Annotated in this window: 9 protein-coding genes and 1 pseudogene; 7 read left to right on the top strand and 3 right to left on the bottom strand. The window is 53.6% G+C overall.

The features are described 5' to 3' along the window. Nucleotides 1–11: 11 nt before the first annotated feature. The 3 genes and pseudogenes from MKX51_RS33240 to MKX51_RS21265 form a co-directional block, all read right to left on the bottom strand. Nucleotides 12–2,252, bottom strand: a complete 2,241-nt coding sequence (locus MKX51_RS33240) for a hypothetical protein (RefSeq protein ID WP_445322025.1) — start codon at nucleotides 2,250–2,252, stop codon at nucleotides 12–14. 195 nt (nucleotides 2,253–2,447) lie between these two features. Next, nucleotides 2,448–2,636, bottom strand: a pseudogene (locus MKX51_RS21270) (hypothetical protein); the annotation flags it as partial. 121 nt (nucleotides 2,637–2,757) lie between these two features. Beyond that, nucleotides 2,758–3,585, bottom strand: coding sequence for an AraC family transcriptional regulator (locus tag MKX51_RS21265; RefSeq protein ID WP_340993745.1), 828 nt, complete (start codon nucleotides 3,583–3,585; stop codon nucleotides 2,758–2,760). 224 nt (nucleotides 3,586–3,809) lie between these two features. Here MKX51_RS21265 and MKX51_RS21260 point away from each other — a divergent pair, with 224 nt between their 5' ends. The 7 genes from MKX51_RS21260 (at nucleotide 3,810) to MKX51_RS21230 (ending at nucleotide 18,053) form a co-directional block, all read left to right on the top strand. Continuing rightward, entirely contained in the window at nucleotides 3,810–4,469 is a 660-nt protein-coding gene (locus MKX51_RS21260) for a ThuA domain-containing protein (protein WP_076084364.1), read from the top strand. Between the two features lie 24 nt (nucleotides 4,470–4,493). Then, nucleotides 4,494–5,597, top strand: coding sequence for a Gfo/Idh/MocA family protein (locus MKX51_RS21255; RefSeq protein ID WP_340993744.1), 1,104 nt, complete (start codon nucleotides 4,494–4,496; stop codon nucleotides 5,595–5,597). 578 nt (nucleotides 5,598–6,175) lie between these two features. Then, complete coding sequence (treC, locus tag MKX51_RS21250) at nucleotides 6,176–7,894, top strand: alpha,alpha-phosphotrehalase (protein WP_445322024.1); 1,719 nt, start codon at nucleotides 6,176–6,178, stop codon at nucleotides 7,892–7,894. Nucleotides 7,895–8,083: 189 nt separating this feature from the next. After that, nucleotides 8,084–10,066, top strand: coding sequence for a PTS system trehalose-specific EIIBC component (treP, locus tag MKX51_RS21245; protein WP_340993743.1), 1,983 nt, complete (start codon nucleotides 8,084–8,086; stop codon nucleotides 10,064–10,066). Between the two features lie 31 nt (nucleotides 10,067–10,097). Continuing rightward, entirely contained in the window at nucleotides 10,098–10,817 is a 720-nt protein-coding gene (gene treR / locus MKX51_RS21240) for a trehalose operon repressor (protein WP_340939196.1), read from the top strand. Between the two features lie 28 nt (nucleotides 10,818–10,845). After that, nucleotides 10,846–11,919: a response regulator gene (locus MKX51_RS21235; RefSeq protein WP_340993742.1), complete on the top strand. Its 1,074-nt coding sequence runs from the start codon at nucleotides 10,846–10,848 to the stop codon at nucleotides 11,917–11,919. A gap of 179 nt (nucleotides 11,920–12,098) precedes the next feature. Further along, nucleotides 12,099–18,053 carry an S-layer homology domain-containing protein gene (locus MKX51_RS21230; protein WP_340993741.1) on the top strand — a complete coding sequence of 1,985 codons (5,955 nt, stop codon included), beginning with the start codon at nucleotides 12,099–12,101 and terminating at the stop codon, nucleotides 18,051–18,053. The last annotated feature ends 266 nt before the right edge of the window (nucleotides 18,054–18,319 follow it).

Below are 18,319 nucleotides of genomic sequence, written 5' to 3'. Positions count from 1 at the left end.
TATTTTCCCATTTAATCCTCAAAAGGATCTATGGCACTCCAAAGAGGGGTTTGTGACACTAAGATTGTAGAAACTAGAGTATTCGTTGTTTGATCGATAAAGGCCACATAATTTCTTTGACCAACAGGGACATATACGGAATTCACAGGATATTTTGCAATAAGGGTCGTATAAGGGTTAACGGCAGGTAGTTCATTTGAGTTGCCTCCTGTATTAATTGTTGCGATCACAGTTCTGCTGTCTCCATCAATTACGTAGACTGCATTGCCAGTGGCGAACAAATGATTAGTGACCAGATTTGCAGATAAATTACCGATACTACTTGCAATTGTAATGTTGGTCTCAAACGTATTCGTGGAGAGATCATACGAATTAACATAGTTAGCGCCGTTATAGGTTATCCAAAGTCTATCTCGGAACGGGTCTACCACAAGGCCATGAGGTCTGGAGCCTGCCAATGGAATGGTTTGAATAATGGCACTGGTGCTGACATCGTAAACGGTAAGTGCAGGTACTGCATCTTGTAAGGTATACACCCTGTTCGTGAAAGGATCAACCTCAGTCTGTATAGGCTGTGCATTGGCCGCTGTTCCAACCGTAATCGTGCTTACTGTACCTGAATCAACGTCGATAGACCAAATGTTAACGCTGTTTGTACTCCAATTTGTGACATAAAGTGTATTGGTAATCGTGTTAATCGACATGCCGCGTGGTTGGGCACCTACCGGATAATAGGTTTCTATCTGATCTGTCAGTGTATCTACTTTGACGACACTGAATCCATCCGAGTAGAAAAGCTTGTGACGAAGTGTATCAATTGCTGCACCATAACCCGTTCTTAAACCCGTACCAGGTTGGTTAAGAGGCCAGGAAGCGATCACTTGATTGGTAAGTGCATTAATGGAATATACGAACTGCCCACCGTTGCAGCCAACATATACTTTGGGGAATTGCATTGTACCGGTAGCCCCAGTAACCCCGGTGAGCCCAGTGACGCCGGTGAGCCCAGTGACGCCCGTTAAGCCGGTAACACCGGTAACGCCCGTCAAGCCCGTGGCGCCGGTAAGTCCCGTGGCGCCGGTGAGTCCCGTGGCTCCAGTCTCCCCAGTGAGTCCTGTGGCTCCGGTCTCCCCAGTGAGTCCCGTGGCTCCGGTCTCTCCAGTGAGTCCCGTGGCTCCGGTCTCCCCGGTAAGTCCCGTGGCTCCGGTCTCTCCGGTAAGCCCCGTGGCTCCGGTCTCCCCAGTGAGTCCCGTGGCCCCAGTCTCCCCGGTAAGTCCCGTGGCTCCGGTCTCCCCGGTAAGCCCCGTGGCTCCGGTCTCTCCGGTAAGCCCCGTGGCCCCAGTCTCCCCGGTAAGTCCCGTGGCTCCGGTCTCTCCAGTAAGCCCCGTGGCTCCGGTCTCCCCAGTGAGTCCCGTGGCTCCGGTCTCCCCGGTAAGTCCCGTGGCTCCGGTCTCTCCAGTGAGCCCCGTGGCCCCAGTCTCTCCGGTGAGCCCCGTGGCTCCGGTCTCTCCAGTGAGCCCCGTGGCCCCAGTCTCTCCAGTCATCCCGGTAAATCCGGTAACACCAGCCCCCGTGGGCCCCGTGGGCCCTTGTTCACCGAGGGGAATCCATCCTAGCGGATACGTGGCACCGCCATCCTGGCTACTGCGGTAATAGAGCGCTGGATTGGAAATATAGAGCTGCTGAACGTAATTGTCGACGCGGGAGACATAAATGGTCCACACATCCTTATGGGGGACATCTGGACTGTCGAGGGGGGCATTACCATCGGCATGAGCCGAGCTGTAGACGCCGGGCTGGTTGAAGCTTCTCAGCAGACTGCCGGAAGGTTCATCATTGTTAATAGGGAAGACACCGTCTTCGGCATCCAGTACGACATCTCCGGTCTGTCCATTAACGCTGGTGACAGCACCGGCAGCTCCGGTAGGACCGGGAGCTCCAGTAGGTCCAACCAGTGTCGGAATATTGGCGGCGGTTGTCAGCCTGGAATCCAGCAGCATCTCCTGGCGGGAGATCGTATTCAGCAAGGACCGGGCGCTGTCATTGATCTCCAGCAACTGTGCAAGTGTGGCAGGAGGGCCGGTGAGCCCTGGAAGTGTGCCCAAGGCGTACTGGATTTTCTCACCTTCAGCGTTAATGATATGGGCTAGTCCAAGCTCTTCCATGGCAATGGAAGAGAATAACAAATTGACGACATCATCTCTCGATAATGCAACCGTGGGGGTGATGTTGGGAATATTAGGGTTGGACAATACCATAACCTCCTTCTTTTAGCTTAACCCATCGTATTCTTCGAAGAACTTTGACGAAATAGATAAGGGCCTATCTTTTAATGATAAGTAGTATAAATAAGGAAGCCGACTATTACCTGTCGGCTTCCTTAACTTTTGGTTATAGAGTAATATTCTATATAATTTACAAATATGAGAAGTTGCAATTCGTCTTCATACTTGGCTGGGAGGACCGCTGATTCCTGACAGCGTACCCAAAGCAAATTGGAGCTTCTCGCCTTCGGCGTTAATAATATGGGCAAGTGCCAGTTCTTCCATAGCAATGGAGGATAACAGCAGGTTAATGGCATCGTCCCTTGTTAACGTAATCGTAGGGCTGATGTTAGGGATGCTGGGATTGGACAACAGGTTAGCCTCCTTGAAGTAGGGTACTGTCATCATATTCCTGGATATTCCCCGATGAGACGGTAACAACCTATAAGTATCCAATCTTTCGCCAATCCTCTGTAAAAGAGGCAACGGAATGCTAACGCAACTCGCTCGGTGTCCGCAGCTTGACCTGCTTGAACACCCGGTTGAAGGTGCGGATATTGGTGAAGCCGCATTCCAGGGCGATATCCAGAATGCTTTTGTCGGTGCCCAGCAGCAGCCGTTCCGCCTGGTTGACGCGGATGCTGTTCAGGTAGGCGACGAAGCTCATGCCTGAGATGCTTTTGAAGAAGCGGGAGAAGTAGAACAGGCTCATATTGGCATGCCGGGCGGCATCGGCCAGAGTGATGGGGTGCATGTAATGGACATCCAGATACTCCAGCACTTCCTGCATAATCTTCATATTCGTAATGCGCCGCTTATCCTTATGCGGATTCACGATATCCAGCGGCATCTGCCGCAGAATCAGCGCACACAGCTCATGCAGCAGGCCGGTCACCAGCTGTTCATGATGCGGGGGCTTCTCCAGATACTCCTCGAGCAGCTCCTGCATAATCGCAGGCAGCCGGGGATTGCCTTCTACCGGGGCAGATGGGCTGTTATGCAGAAAAGGGGACATCAGCCGCATATTCAGAGGCCAGCCGGCCGGATATCCGATCAGGGAAGGGTTGAAAATAACCATCAGCAGCTTGGACTGGCTGTTCTTGCTGTCATAATAATGAATATCCCCGCTGCTGCATACGGCCAGATCCCCGGCGGTCAGCACCCGTGTCTCGGAGTTAATCCCCATCCGGATCGATCCCTCCAGCACATAGACAATCTCCAGATCATTGTGCCAGTGGGCCAAAAAATCAATATTACGGCTTACAAAGGCAGTGAAAGGAAACGCATAGCCATACGTCCGGTTCTCGTGAAACGCTCTCATGGTTACTCCTGTTCTCGTCCTCCCGGCAGTTCGTCGGGAAGCGGTTTCAGTGATTTGCTGCTTCTCGCATAATGCAGTCTTAAATTTAGCAAAAAATGACCATTCCTACAAGTAAAATGACGAGCAGGAACGGCCGCAATGAATTACAATTTCTTCAGGAAGACCGGATCTTAATCAATCTATAACCCGAACTTGGATAAATAGGACAAAAAGGAGAGCTTGATATGGCAAAGAAGGCATTGATTGTAAAAGGCGGATGGGACGGGCATGAACCGAATGAGGTAGCGGCGATTTTTGCGGATATTCTTAAGAATGAAGGCTTCGAGGTTGAAGTCTCGGATACGCTGGACAGCTTCAATGATGCCGAGGCACTGAAGGCGCTGAACCTGATCGTGCCGGTGTGGACCATGGGTGAGATCAAGGGGGAGCAGTGCTCGGCGGTTCTGGCGGCTGTGGCTTCCGGCGTAGGCATCGCGGGCTGTCACGGCGGGATGTGCGACTCCTTCCGTACCAATACGGAATGGCAATTTTTGACCGGATCGCAATGGGTGGCGCATCCCTTCAACGATGGGGTGGATTATGAAGTGAACATCGTGAAATCCGGCTCCAGCCCGATTGTGGAAGGTATGCAGGACTTTATGGTGAAGTCGGAGCAGTATTATCTGCACGTCGATCCGGCGGTGAATGTACTGGCTACCACTACTTTTGTTATGAGTGAAGGGGAGCATTCGGCCAATGGTGTCATCACGATGCCGGTCGTCTACACGAAGAAATGGGGCCAGGGCAAGGTATTCTATAACGCGCTTGGACATCATGCGGATGTGTTCGATATTCCAGAGGCCAAGGAACTGATGCGCCGGGGCTTCTTGTGGGCAGCCAAATAAACGAAGGACAAGGTGGGAGACAGCGTGCGTAAAGTAAAAGTAGGGATTGTCGGCTGCGGAAATATCAGCGGCATTTATTTCGAGAATTTGACGGGAACGTTCAAGAATACGGAAGTCTACGCCTGTTCGGATCTAAATCTGGAGCGGGCGCAGCAGGCAGCTGAGCAATACGGAGTGCCGAATGTCTGGACGACAGCGGAGCTGCTGGCTTCGGACGAAATTGAGATTGTCGTGAATCTGACCACGCCTAATTACCATTTCGATGTGTGTAAGCAGGCGCTGCTGTCAGGCAAGCATGTGTATGTGGAAAAGCCGCTGTCGCTGTCGCTTGAGCATGGGACTGAGCTGGTGGAACTGGCTAAGGAAAAAGAATTGTTCATCGGCTGCGCACCGGACACCTTCCTCGGAGCCGGTCTGCAGACCTGCGCCAAGCTGATCGCGGACGGCTACATCGGTGAGCCTGTAGCGGCCACTGCCTTCATGCTCTGCCATGGGCATGAGAGCTGGCACCCGGACCCTGAATTCTACTATCAGGCCGGAGGCGGCCCGATGTTCGATATGGGCCCGTATTATCTGACGGCTCTGGTATCTCTGCTGGGCCCAGCAACTACGGTATGCGGCATGACCAAGACTTCGTTCCCTACCCGGACAATCACCAGTGAGAAGAAGTTCGGCAAGGTAGTGGACGTTGAAGTCCCTACGCATGTGGCCGGAACAATTCAGTTCGCCAGCGGTGCGGTTGCCACGATGATTACCAGCTTCGATGTCTGGCACAGCACGCTGCCGCGCATTGAGATCTACGGCTCGCTGGGCACCCTGATTGTGCCGGACCCGAACACCTTCGGCGGCCCGATCCTGCTGCGTCCGGCGCATAGCTCCGAATTCAAGGAGATTCCGGTGGTCCATAGCTATGAGGGCAACAGCCGGGGCATCGGCGTGGCGGATATGGCCCGCTGCATCGGGACCGGAGAGACCCCGCGCGCTAACGGCGAGCTGGCGAATCATGTGCTGGAGATCATGCACGCCTTCCACACCAGCTCCGATTCGAAGCGCTATGCCGAGCTGACCACCACCTGCGAGCAGCCGAAGCTGCTGCCGCTGGGACTGATTAAGGGATATTTGGAGTAGCAGAAAGCAGCTAATCATAGCGAAAAGTAGTGCGAATAAGCGAAGAGTGTAGAGGTAATAGCATTTTAACAAGCAGCGTTCTGTCCCCGGTTGCGGGGAGGGGCGCTGTTTTTTTGTGAGGTAGAGTGGTGGATGCTCAGCCCGAAGGTACGTGGACCCAGTGTATGCGAAAAACCGCACACAATTTGCAGGTAGGGGCGCGTGAGCCGAATGTATGTCAAAAACAGCATACATTGTGCTCGAAAGCGGCATACGACTCGAATGTATGTCAAAAACAGCATACATTGTGCTCGCAAGCGGCATACGGCCCGAATGTATGTGGAAAACAGCATACATTGTGTTCGCAAGCGGCATACGGCCCGAATGTATGTCAAAAACAGCATACATTCGGTGCTCGCGCGAAGGGCGCTGGAAAAATGTATGCGAAAAACCGAACACAATGTGCCGGGGGACGGCGCGTGGGTCTAATGTATCTGTTTGTGCGAGAGCATCCTCCTCACATAACAGCCTCCCCCCTGTTTGAACTTGTATATACAAGTGTAATGTATGTCAACAAGTTCTTCATGGAGGTGCTTTAGTTGAATCAAGTGAGTCAAGCCCGGACAGCGGAATGGTGGCGCCGGTCTACCGTGTATCAGGTGTATCCGAAGAGTTTCAGGGATACGACGGGGAACGGAACCGGCGATATCAGAGGCCTGACGGAGAAGCTGGATTATTTGCAGGAGCTGGGGATTGATATTGTCTGGCTCCAACCGGTCTATGTCTCGCCGGGACATGATAACGGTTACGATGTGGCCGACTATGAGCGGATTAACCCCGAATTCGGCACGATGGAGGACTTCGACGAGCTGGTAGCGGAGCTGCACCGGCGGGGAATGAAGCTCATGACGGATATCGTAGTCAACCATACCTCGACAGAGCATGAGTGGTTCAAGCAGGCGATCTCCAGCCGGGATAATCTGTACCGCGATTATTATATCTGGAAGGACCCGGCGCCAGGCGGGGGAGTACCGAACAATTGGCAGTCGAAGTTCGGTGGTCCCGCCTGGCAGTACGATGAGGCGTCAGGCCAATATTACCTGACCCTGTTTGACAAGACACAGGCAGATCTGAACTGGGAGAATGAGCAGGTTCGCAGAGAGGTCAATGAGATGATGCTGTTCTGGGCCCGCAAGGGTGTGGACGGCTTCCGCATGGACGTTATTAACCTGATCTCCAAGGACCAGCGCTTCCCGGACGATGACGGAAGTGTGCCGCCGGGAGATGGACGGAAATTCTACACAGATGGTCCACGTGTCCATGAATTCATCAGAGCGATGTATGATGAGGTATTTGGCCCGCATGAAATGATCACGGTCGGAGAAATGTCCTCTACTACGCTTGAAGAGTGCATCCGTTACTCCAGCCCTGAGCAGCGGGAATTCTCGATGACCTTCAACTTCCATCATCTGAAGGTGGATTATCCGAACGGCCGGAAGTGGGAGCTGATGCCTTACGATTTCGAATCACTCAAGCGGCTATTCAGTGAGTGGCAGACCGGGATGCAGGAGGGTGGGGGCTGGAACGCATTATTTTTCAATAATCATGATCAGCCGCGCGCCCTCTCCCGGTTCACCGATGATACTGCGTACCGCAAGGAGAGCGCCAAGCTGCTGGCGACTACACTGCATGGACTACAGGGCACACCGTATGTCTACCAGGGTGAAGAAATCGGGATGCCGAATCCGCGATGGAAGAGCATCGAAGAATTCCGTGATATTGAATCGCTGAATATGTACCGTATTCTGTGTGAGCAGGGAACAAGTCCTGAGCAGGCCCTTGCGATTCTTCAGGAACGTTCAAGGGACAACGCCCGGACGCCGATGCAGTGGGAGGACAGCCCGAACGCCGGGTTCACTACGGGTACTCCTTGGCTGAAGGTGGATGAACGTTACCCGGACATCAATGTGCAGAGAGAGCTGGATCAGCCGGATTCGATCTTCCATCACTACCGCAGGCTGATCGCTCTGCGCAAGGCGCATGCGGTGTTCACGGACGGCATCTACCGCAGACTGGACGAAGCACATCCCGAGGTGTTCGCTTATGCACGCATGGGGGACGGCGAGGCACTGGTGATGGTCTCGAACTTCAGCAGTAAGGAGATCACCTTCCGGCTTGCGGATCATCAGTGGGCAGACTTAAGCGCAGCGGGTCAAGACAAGCTTCTGCTCGGCAATACGGGAGAGGATCTTGCATTCAAGCAAGAGCTGCGGTTAAGCCCGTACGCCTCATATATGTGGCTGATCAGTCAGAACTAGAAAAGACCAAAAGACCGAAATTGCGGGAATATACTTCGAACGTATTACAGATTGCAATTAAGCCTGCCCTTTACCCCCTGATCTGATCGGGAGCGGCAAACCCTTAGCAAGCGATTAGTTAAAGTAATTTTCACAAGTTGAAATCTGATGGGCTACTATGTATTCATCAACTATGCGAGGAGTGACAATATGGCTATAGACCGCAAAAATGTTGAAGCTATTGTCCGGGCGGTTGGGGGCAAGGAGAATATTGAGGTTGCGACGCATTGTGTGACCCGGCTAAGGTTCTCGCTTTATGACGAGAGTAAGGTGGACGCGGCGGCGCTGGACGCAAATGACCTCGTGAAAGGACAATTCTCTTCCCAGGGGCAATTCCAGATTGTTATCGGTCCGGGCACGGTCGATAAAGTATATGACGAGATGATTCAACTGACCGGCGGCTCCCGCTCCTCCAAGGATGAGGTGAAGTCAGCTGCTGCCCGCAAGCAGAACCCGCTTCAGCGGGCGATCAAGACACTGGCGGATATCTTCATCCCTATTCTTCCAGCCATCGTTACGGCGGGTCTGCTGCTGGGGATCAATAACCTGCTGACCGGCCCTGGGATCTTCTTCAGCCAGTCACTGGTGGATGTCTATCCGCAGTGGAAGGATATTGCCGCCATTATTAATACGATTGCCAGCACGGCGTTTACCTTCTTGCCGGCTCTGATCGGCTGGGCTGCAGTGACCCGCTTCGGGGGCAGTCCGCTGCTCGGGATTGTATTAGGGTTGATTCTGGTTCATCCAGACTTATTAAGTGCTTACAGCTATGCTAACGCTTCTACGGAAGGGACGGTTCCAACCTGGAACCTGTTCGGCTGGCATCTGGAGCGGATCGGTTATCAGGGGCAGGTCCTGCCGGTCCTGGTATCGGCCTATATTCTGGCCAGTATTGAGAAATTCCTGGATAAGCGGGTCCATGATTCGATCAAATTGCTTGTGGTCGCACCAGTGACACTGCTGATTACAGGGTTCCTGGCCTTCACCATCATCGGACCGGTTACGTTCGGCATTGCGAATGCCATTACCTCCGGGCTGATCTATGTTTTCGATCATTTCGCCATCCTTGGCGGCTTAATCTACGGCGGATTCTATTCGCTGCTGGTTATTACGGGAATGCATCACACCTTCCTGGCCGTGGACGTTCAGCTAATCGGCAGCGAAGGAGGCACATTCCTGTGGCCGATGCTGGCCCTCTCCAACATTGCCCAGGGTGCCGCAGCTCTTGCCATGATATTCGTGGTCAAAGAGCAGAAGGCCAAAGGTCTGGCCGTCACCTCTTCCGTCTCGGCGTTCCTCGGAGTCACCGAGCCGGCGATCTTCGGGGTAAATATCCGCTACCGTTACCCGTTCATCTTCGGGATGATCGGCTCCGCGATGGCCGGAGTGCTGCTGACCGTTAATCAAGTCCGCGCCACTTCCATTGGCGTGGGGGGAGTACCTGGCTTCCTGTCGATCTTCCCTAACCAGTGGGGCGTATTCTTCGTCGGGATGGCGATCGTACTGATTGTGCCGTTTGTTGCCACGGTGCTGTATGGCCGGGCAGTCGTGCAGCGGGCGGCGAACAAATCAGATGCTGCTGGAGCAAGCGCGGCAGTATCCGGTCCGTCAGACACAAGCAAAGAGCTAAGCAGCCGCAGCTCCGTTCAAGGCTCGCAGGAGCCGGTGAATATTCTGGAGCTGGCCTCGCCGCTCAGCGGAACGGCGGTGCCGCTGGAGCAGGTTCCTGATCCTGCTTTTGCCGAGAAGCAGATGGGGGAAGGGATTGCCATTGAACCTTCCGAAGGCAAGGTCTACGCTCCCTTCGATGCTACAGTGGCCCATGTGATTAAGAGCAAGCATGCGCTGATTCTGGAGCATGCCAGCGGAGTCCAGGTGCTGATCCATGTCGGGATCAACACCGTGTCGCTCAAAGGCGAAGGGTTCACGGCGCGCAAGGAAATCGGCGACAAGGTGCAGGCTGGCGAGCTTCTGCTGGAATTCGATATGGAGGCCATCCGCGCCGCCGGTTACCCGCTCATTACTCCGATCATTATCCCTGCCGGGCAGGAGATGGTGGAGCGGATTGAGGAGCGGACCGGACCGGCTACCGCGAAGCAGACAAGTATTCTAACCGTTCACCTGAAGGGGTGACCCGTGTTACAATATAGGGCGGTGATGATTGATGAGAGAGAATATATTTTTGCAGATTTATACGGAATATAGCAACCGTATTCATTCCGGCCAGCTTGCGCCCGGAACCAAGCTGCCCTCCGAGAGTGAGCTGGCGGAGGCTTACCAGACTTCGCGGGAGACGGTGCGCAAGGCGCTGAATCTCTTGTTCCGTGAGGGCTATATTAACAAGATCAAAGGCAAAGGCTCGTTTGTGCTGGATATGACCCGGCTGGATTTCCCCGTAACCGGGCTGATCTCATTCCAGGAGCTGACCGGGACGCTCGGGGTTCCCTCGCGGACACTGGTAGAGGAGACGGTCCTGGAGCCGGCAGGCTCCCTGCTGGCCCGGCAACTGCACATCACTGAAGAGACGCCGGTGTGGAAGGTGATCCGCGCCAGAGAGATTGAAGCCGAGCGCATTATTCTGGACAAGGACTATTTCCGCTCAGATATCGTCCCATTCCTCAGCAAGGAGATCGCAGCAGGCTCTATTTTTGAATACCTTGAGTCTGAGTTGGGTCTTAAGATCAGTTATGCCAAAAAGCTGATTTCCGTTGAGCCCTCCACCGGGGAGGATCAGCGCCTGCTGGACCTGAAGCAATATACGCATATTGTCGTAGTGCGCAACTATGTGTATCTGGAGAATACCGTGCTGTTCCAATATACCGAGTCCCGGCACCGGCTGGACAAATTTCAGTTTGTGGATTTTGCCAGAAGGGTTAGGCGTTAAAACAAACTCAATCATAGGAGTGGCTTAGGTGTACACTGCCGTAATTTTGGAAGACGAGATTCCAGCGCTGGATTTGCTGGAGGTGCTGGTCAGCCGTCATGAGAGCTTCACAATATCGGGTACGTTCACCAATCCTGCGGAGGCGCTTGATCAGTTGCCCCAGCTGCAGCCGGATATTATTTTTCTGGATGTAGAGATGCCGCAGATGAACGGACTGGAGCTGGCCCGGCGAATCCGTGAGGTCTCGGAGCATGCCCACATTGTTTTTACAACAGGTCATACGCATTATGCATTGAAAGCCTTCGATGTACAGGCCCTGGATTACATTGTAAAACCCGTTACCCCTAAAGCAATTGAACGGGTGCACGACCGGCTTGCCAGACAGCGGCCTTCCCGCAGAACGCCGGAGCGGCCGGCCACCGCTTCTGTTCTGCCGGCTCCGGCACCAACCGTCACGGGCTTTGGACGGCTGGAGGTGCGTAACGAAGAGCAGCAGCTGCTCCGATTCCCTACGCGGATCTCGGAGGAACTCTTCGCCTACCTGCTCTGTCATCCTAACCGTGAGGTGGATAAATGGAAGCTGTCCGAGCTGCTCTGGCCTGATATGGATGGAGAACGGGTGCTACGCAATCTGCACACGGCCATCTATCGCGTGAAAAGAGTCATGGAGGCAGGTGGCATCCCCATGAGGATCAAAAAGACTTCTGAGGGATATACGCTGGATACCGGGGCATTCAACTATGACGTTATGCAATATCACCTGGCGGGACAAGTGCTGATAGGTCAAAGTCTGGATGCAGAGCAGCTGGAGACGCTCTTTAGCCTGTACCGGGGGCCGTTACTACAAGGGAAGCCGTATGTATGGAAGATTTCCCTGGAAGAGAAGTATCGTCTGATCTATGAGAAGCTCAGTCTTCGGCTGATCAGCGAGAGCTTATCGGGAGGTGCACTTCAGGCAGCGGAGGACCGGTTCTACGCCTGTCTGCTGGCCGATCCGCAGAATGAGGAGTTTTACCGCCAGCTGCTGCAGCTTTTTCCGGCCGAAGATCAGAACCGGCGTATGCAGCAGATGTACTCCCGGCTTAGGGAAGAGCCTTCCTAACCGCAGTTTATATGAATCAACATAAGGCAGGGCGTTCACGTGTATCGTGCGCTCTGCTTCTTTTTTTGCTTTTTGCGCAAATTAACGACATTTTTCGATCATTTGTGAGAATTTTGTGAGAGTGATTTGGTTTTATATGTATAAGCTTGCATTTCAATTATTAAGAATGGAGTGAGACAATGAAGCGTAAGAAGCTGCTCGCACTGCTAATGGTGCCCGCAATGATCCTGTCTATGTTTCCTGCACCCCTGGCTGTACATGCAGATTCAGCAGATTGGGGAGCGAGGGCTGCCTATGGCGGAGAAGGCGGAACAGAGCTTTTCCTGGGGGGCAAATTCATTGAACTGGGAGTAAGCAACTGGGGGAATTTCGGTACGATGGGCAGTAAGCCCGCTAACTTCCGTGGCACGAATTCAAGACCGAATCTGGGGATGAGCGCCGACCATGACGGCTATGGAACAGGTAAAGACCTGCCGGTCGATTACTATTTGCCGGGCACACCGGAAGAACGCTTCGCGGTAGGATACCAGAGCGAGGGAAATACATATGCGAAGTCCAATTCAGCTCTGATGAACGCCCACGATATGCCTACTAGAGTTATAAATACCTCGCAGACGGATAAAGGGATGCTAAGTGCGACCACGGTATCCACTTGGGCTGGCGCAATGGAGATTAAGCAAGTAATCAGCTTCAAGGAAGACCAGAAGTTCTACCGCAATGAAGTAACCATCACCAATCTGACGGGCAAGAAATGGGACGGGGCGCGGTATATGCGTACCATGGACCCGGATAATACAGTAGATCAGGGTGGAGCCTTTGTAACTTCCAATATGGTGACTCACACCATCGAAGAGGATGGCGCCGCCGTAGTTAGAGCGAATACCACAGGGGATAATGATCCGCTCTTCAAGGCTTTCAATTCGAGAGCACCGATCTTCTTCTACTCCAGCAATCCGCGGGCGAAGGCCTCTGTCTTCGGGTTCAGCAACAGCGACCCTTATGAAGAAGCCGCTTATGATAGCCCGGCGGCCAAGGGCAATGAAGTTGTAGCGGATAGGGGGATTACCATTACCTGGGATTCAGGTGCGATGGCTGCCCGTGAGAGCAAGAAATTCACCTATTATACGAGTCTGGACGAGAGGGATTTCAGTGAGGTCATCTCGGAAATCGAGCTGGATGAGGAGGACAGTACAGATCTGACGGAGGCTAAGGCTAACGATGGAACAGTTACCGGCAACCAGATGGTCAACATTGTCGGGGCCACCCTTGCAGATCCTATTGATCTGAGCCACATCCGTGTCAATAATCTGCCGGAAGGCCTTGACTTTGACGTGACCCGGCTCAGTGATACCGAGCTTAATTTCACGCTGAAGGGTGCTGCCGTTAACCATGGCAAGGACGCGACCACGAACAATCTGTCCGTGACGGTCGATAAGGAGAACCTGATTGGGAATTCCTCCGGTCTGACGACCAAGACCTTCAGTGTAACGTTCAGAGACCCTGCGGTGCTCAGCTTGAATAAAGGGATTGTATCCGAAGCCGTCTACGGCTCTGGAGAAATTACTGAGACGCTCGGTGTGACGCTTACTGGCGGGAAATTCGCCGCACCGGTCAATGCGGGCGATGTGCAGGTGCATGGCCTTCCAGCGGGCCTCGGCACAACAGTAACAAGAATCTCCGACACGGAGCTGGAAATCAAATTCACCGGTGCAGCTACGGTAACCAGCGATGTCTACGGAGCTTATGTAACCGTGGCCTCCGGCAAGCTGACAGGAGCAGCGGCGGACCTGAGCACGAATACCTTCAAATTCGACTTCATGGACAAAGAGCCTTATCTGGTGGTCAAGTCACCGCTGCTCTATGAGTCAGAGATGAATGACGGCACCATTGAGGGAGCGCTTGTGCTGGAGCTGAAGAACGGTTCTTTCGATGAGTCGGTGATCGAGGCTATTGAAGCGGTGAACTGGCCGCCGGGCCTAACACCGGGTACAGTTACCGTGGACAGTCCAACTCAGATTACGGTAGCTTTTGCCGGACAGGCAGCCAGTCACAAGCCCGCTGACAGCGTGGACCGGGCGGGAGTTATGGTTGCAGGCGTTCCTTCGGGAACCTTCGCTATTCTGTTCCGCTCTCCTCCGGCAGCGATTGCAGTGTCTCCTGAAGTGATTCACGATGCAGGCGACGGGACAGCGGCAGAGAAGCTGACGGTTACCCTGCGCAACGGCGTATTCACCGAAGGGATTAGCGGAGGGGTTCACCTCAACAATCTGCCGGAAGGTCTGGACTACACGGTAGTGCGGATCGGCGACACCGTGCTGGAGATCCAGATCACCGGAGAAGCAACCGGCAAGCTTGAGGCTTCGGCTTTCGCATCGGTGACTGTCGATCCGTCCATAATTGTAGACGGCGTTAAGCCGGTGACGTCAAATAACTTCGATATCCAGCTTCCGGGCACGGTGTCACTGGTGAACCGTGACGCGGCAGCCGTTACCTGGGATACGATCCGGCAGGAGAATCTGGTGCAGAAGTCTGTTGTGTCAGGGCTGCTTTTACCCGAGACAGGCGCTTTCGGCAGCACGATTACCTGGACCTCCAGCAACGAGGATGTTATCGGGCCGGACGGGACTGTAACACGCCCTGTCTTTGCGGAGGGAGATCAGGAGGTTACGCTGACCGCTGTACTGAAGAACGGGGATTCGGAACAGACCAAGACCTTCGTGCTCACAGTCAAAAAACAGGCCGGAACCGACAACCAATCGGTAGCCGAGGATACAGACCTGCTGACCTGGAATACCATCCGCAAAGAGAATGTCAGCCAGGATTCGGTGACCTCAGATGTCTATTTACCGGCAGCCGGTGAGAATGGCAGCAGCATCAAATGGACTTCTTCAGATGAGGGGGTCATTACGCCGGATGGCAAACTTCAGGCTCCTTCCTACCTGGATGGCGATCGTACTGTTACCTTAACGGCGGTCATCACCAAGGGGGATGTAACCGAGACGAAAGAATTCGTACTCACCGTGGTCAAGCATCCGCTGACGGACGAAGAGTCCGTGAAGGAGAGCCTGGAAGCTCTGACCTGGGAGAAGATCCGGGCAGGCAATGAGCTCCAGGAGCAGGTGAAAACGAAGCTGGACCTGATCACAGAGGGCAACTATGGCAGTAAGATTACCTGGACCTCCACGGAGCCTTCCATACTGGGTCCAGAGGGTACAGTGAACCGTCCCGGTGCTAATGAAGGGGACCGGGAGGTGACCCTTACCGCAACAATTACCAAAGGCAATGTCACCGTCATCAAGGAGTTCGTTGTAACAGTTAAGGCGAAGCGGGAGGGGCTTGATGCTCAGCTTGATGAAGCTGCTGAACTCCTGGCTATCGGGTATCAGGGGCAGGATACGGCGAAGAGTGTAACGCAAGCCATCACACTGATCTCGAAAGGCAATTATGATTCTGATGTAGTATGGACGAGCCACCGCAGCGATATTGTCAGCAACACCGGTGAAGTTCAGCGTCCGCTGAAGGATACGGTGGTTAGATTGACGGCGCGTGTTGCCAAGGAAGGCTTTTTCCGGGAGAAGGATTTCTATATTACAGTCAAAGGAACCAGCCCGGTCAACCTTCCCCAGGATGAGCTGAATATTCAAGTAACCTATGCTCCGGGAGATTCAGAGGAGTCGGTGACCCGGAATCTATTCCTGCCGAAGACAGGCGAGACCGGATCTGTGCTGACCTGGACCTCCAGTAACCCTGATGTTCTCACGAATACCGGACGGGTCAAGAGACCTGGACCGGATGAAGAGGATGTGACGGTAGAGCTTACTGTGAAGCTGGCAGACCCTGACCGTCCGGGCGAGACGCTGGTCAAGACCTTTACAATTGTTGTCAAAAAGCTCAGCGACCAGGAAGCCGCAGAGGATGCGGCAAGAAGCACCGGAATCAACACGGCGGCCACTTTCGCGCCTGGGGATACGTGGGAGAGTGTCACCGAAGCCTTCGTACTGCTGCAGACCGGCAAATATGATACGAAGATTACCTGGTCTTCGAATGAAGCATCGGTAATCGCTGTCCAGCAGAATGCCGAACAGGCCAAGGGCAATGTAACCCTTCCGCCCAAGGATACGAATGTCATTCTGACCGCAACCTTCACCCGGGGCGGGAAGAGTGCAGTTAAGCATTATCTGCTGATCGTTAAGGCACAAGGCGTGACCAAGGACGGTGCCGTCCGTCAGGCAACCTCCAGGCAGGCAGGAATGTCTACCCCTAATGACGGCAGTCCGCTACAGCAGGGCGTAACGATTCTGAGAACGAACCTGTCGAACGGAACCAAGATTGACACGATTGTGATTGATGAGAATGAAATGTATAACCTGATTGAAGGCGTGAATCCGAATGACCCGGATGCAGCGAACCGGAAGGTAAGCATCACCCATGTGGATGATTCTGCTGCACCGGCGGATGAGATTGCGGTGGAGATTCCTTCCGGCGCGGTATCGGTTCTGGCCGGACGCAAGGCTTCACTTGATATTGTCACAGCACTGGGTTCCATCCGTCTGGATGCAGCCAGCCTGGAGCAGCTCGAAGCAACCGCTACAGACCTGTACTTCCGGGTGGTACCGGTGGAGAATACCCTGGAACAGCTCAGGGTTCAGAGCAATGCCGTTCTGAACGGCGTTTCCAAGCTGGCTCTGACCAGTGACAAGACGCTCCAGACCCTTGGAGCTCCAAGGGAGATTGAAGCCAACTACAGCAAGATCAACACCAAGATTCTGCTTCCGCTCACTGAAATCGCTGGCGGCATTCCGCTGCAAAGCTCCGGGGCGCGTGATGCCTTCCTGGACAGCTTGCGGGTATATGTTGAACACAGCGACGGCGAGGTTGCCGTCTATACTCCAGCGATTGTGTATAATTCCAGCGGCGAGCCTGTAGCGCTGGAGATACAGATTAACAAATTCAGCACCTTCCAGATTGTGCGGATTACAGATAAGAGTCCTGAGTCTTATCCAGTAACGAAGCCTGCGCCAACGGCTACACCTGCTCAGCAAGGAACCACTACCGGCATTCCGGCTGGCAGTGTAGAGCTTACTGCGAGCAGCCTGAAGGACTTGCAGAATAAAGGCGGCGAGATCGTAGTCGAGTCTGATCTGGGTACGGCCAGACTGAATGCCGCAGATATCAATCTGACAGAGCTCAGCAAGCAGTTCGGTCAAGGCAATGTGAATGTGAACGACATTATTATTACTGCCGAGCTGACGGAGTCTGCTCCGGCCAGCGTTGAAGGATTCAAGCTTGCCGCCGGGATGCGGAAGGCGCAAACAGGCGGTACACTTGCGAACTTCTCGGTCAAGGCCAAGTATCAGGGACAGACCGTACTTGTAACCAGCCACGGCTGGGTGAAATACACGCTGCCGGTACCGGCAAATATGAAGATTACCACTGGCGTATTATACCGGGATGGTAAAATCTATCATCAGCCGACTTATGTAACAATCAAAGACGGACGTTATTATGCGACAATTAACAGTCTGGAGAACGGCGATTTCGGATTGATCTGGAATCCGCTGGAATTCCCGGATGTGGCGAAGCACTGGAGCAAGCCGGATGTCAATGACATGGGCTCAAGACTGGTGGTAAGCGGCACGAAGGAAGCGGTCTTTGAACCGCAGCGGGCGATCACGCGGGCTGAATTCACAGCTATGCTGGCCCGAGCACTCGGGATAGTCACGCATGGGGATCAGCAGGTTACATTCAGCGATGTCTCCGCAGGCGGATGGTACGGGCTGGAGCTTCAGGTTGCTATCGAGAACGGCCTGATCACCGGTTATCCGGACGGAACCTTCAGACCGGACAACAATATTTCCAGACAGGAAGCCATGGCCATTGTCAGCAGAGCGATGAGCATTACAGAGCTGAAGTCTTCGCGCAGCGAAGAGCAGGTTCAGCAGCTGCTGAAGTCCTTTGCCGATTCCGCATCGGTAGCGGGCTGGGCGGTTGCCAATGTGAAGCTGAATCTGTCGGCCGGCATTATTCAGGGCAGAGACGAGCAGCGTCTTGCGCCGAACGAGAATATTACCCGCGCCGAAGCGTCGGCGGCTATCCGCAGATTACTGATTCAATCGAATCTGATTAATCCGTAAGTATAGGCATCACATAACGATTGTATAAGCAAGATCAGGGTCGTCCCCCAAGCCAGATTATGGTTGGGGGACGGCTTTTTGTTGATTTTTGAGACTACTATAGGTAGCCGGTAAACTCCGCAAAAAATGACCATTTCCTCAAGCAAAATGACGAGCAAACGGTGCTTATTTCCAGTACAATCGGTTGTAGGCGGAGATTGTACATTTTTTCGGGGGAAATTCTTTAGTCTGCGCATAGGAAAGCTTAATCCGGGCTTGTACAATAA

The organism is Paenibacillus sp. FSL M7-0420, from assembly GCF_038002345.1.
GTDB lineage: Bacteria > Bacillota > Bacilli > Paenibacillales > Paenibacillaceae > Paenibacillus_AQ.
Note: the sequence above shows the minus strand (reverse complement) of the source record. Positions and strands in the feature narration are given on the sequence as shown.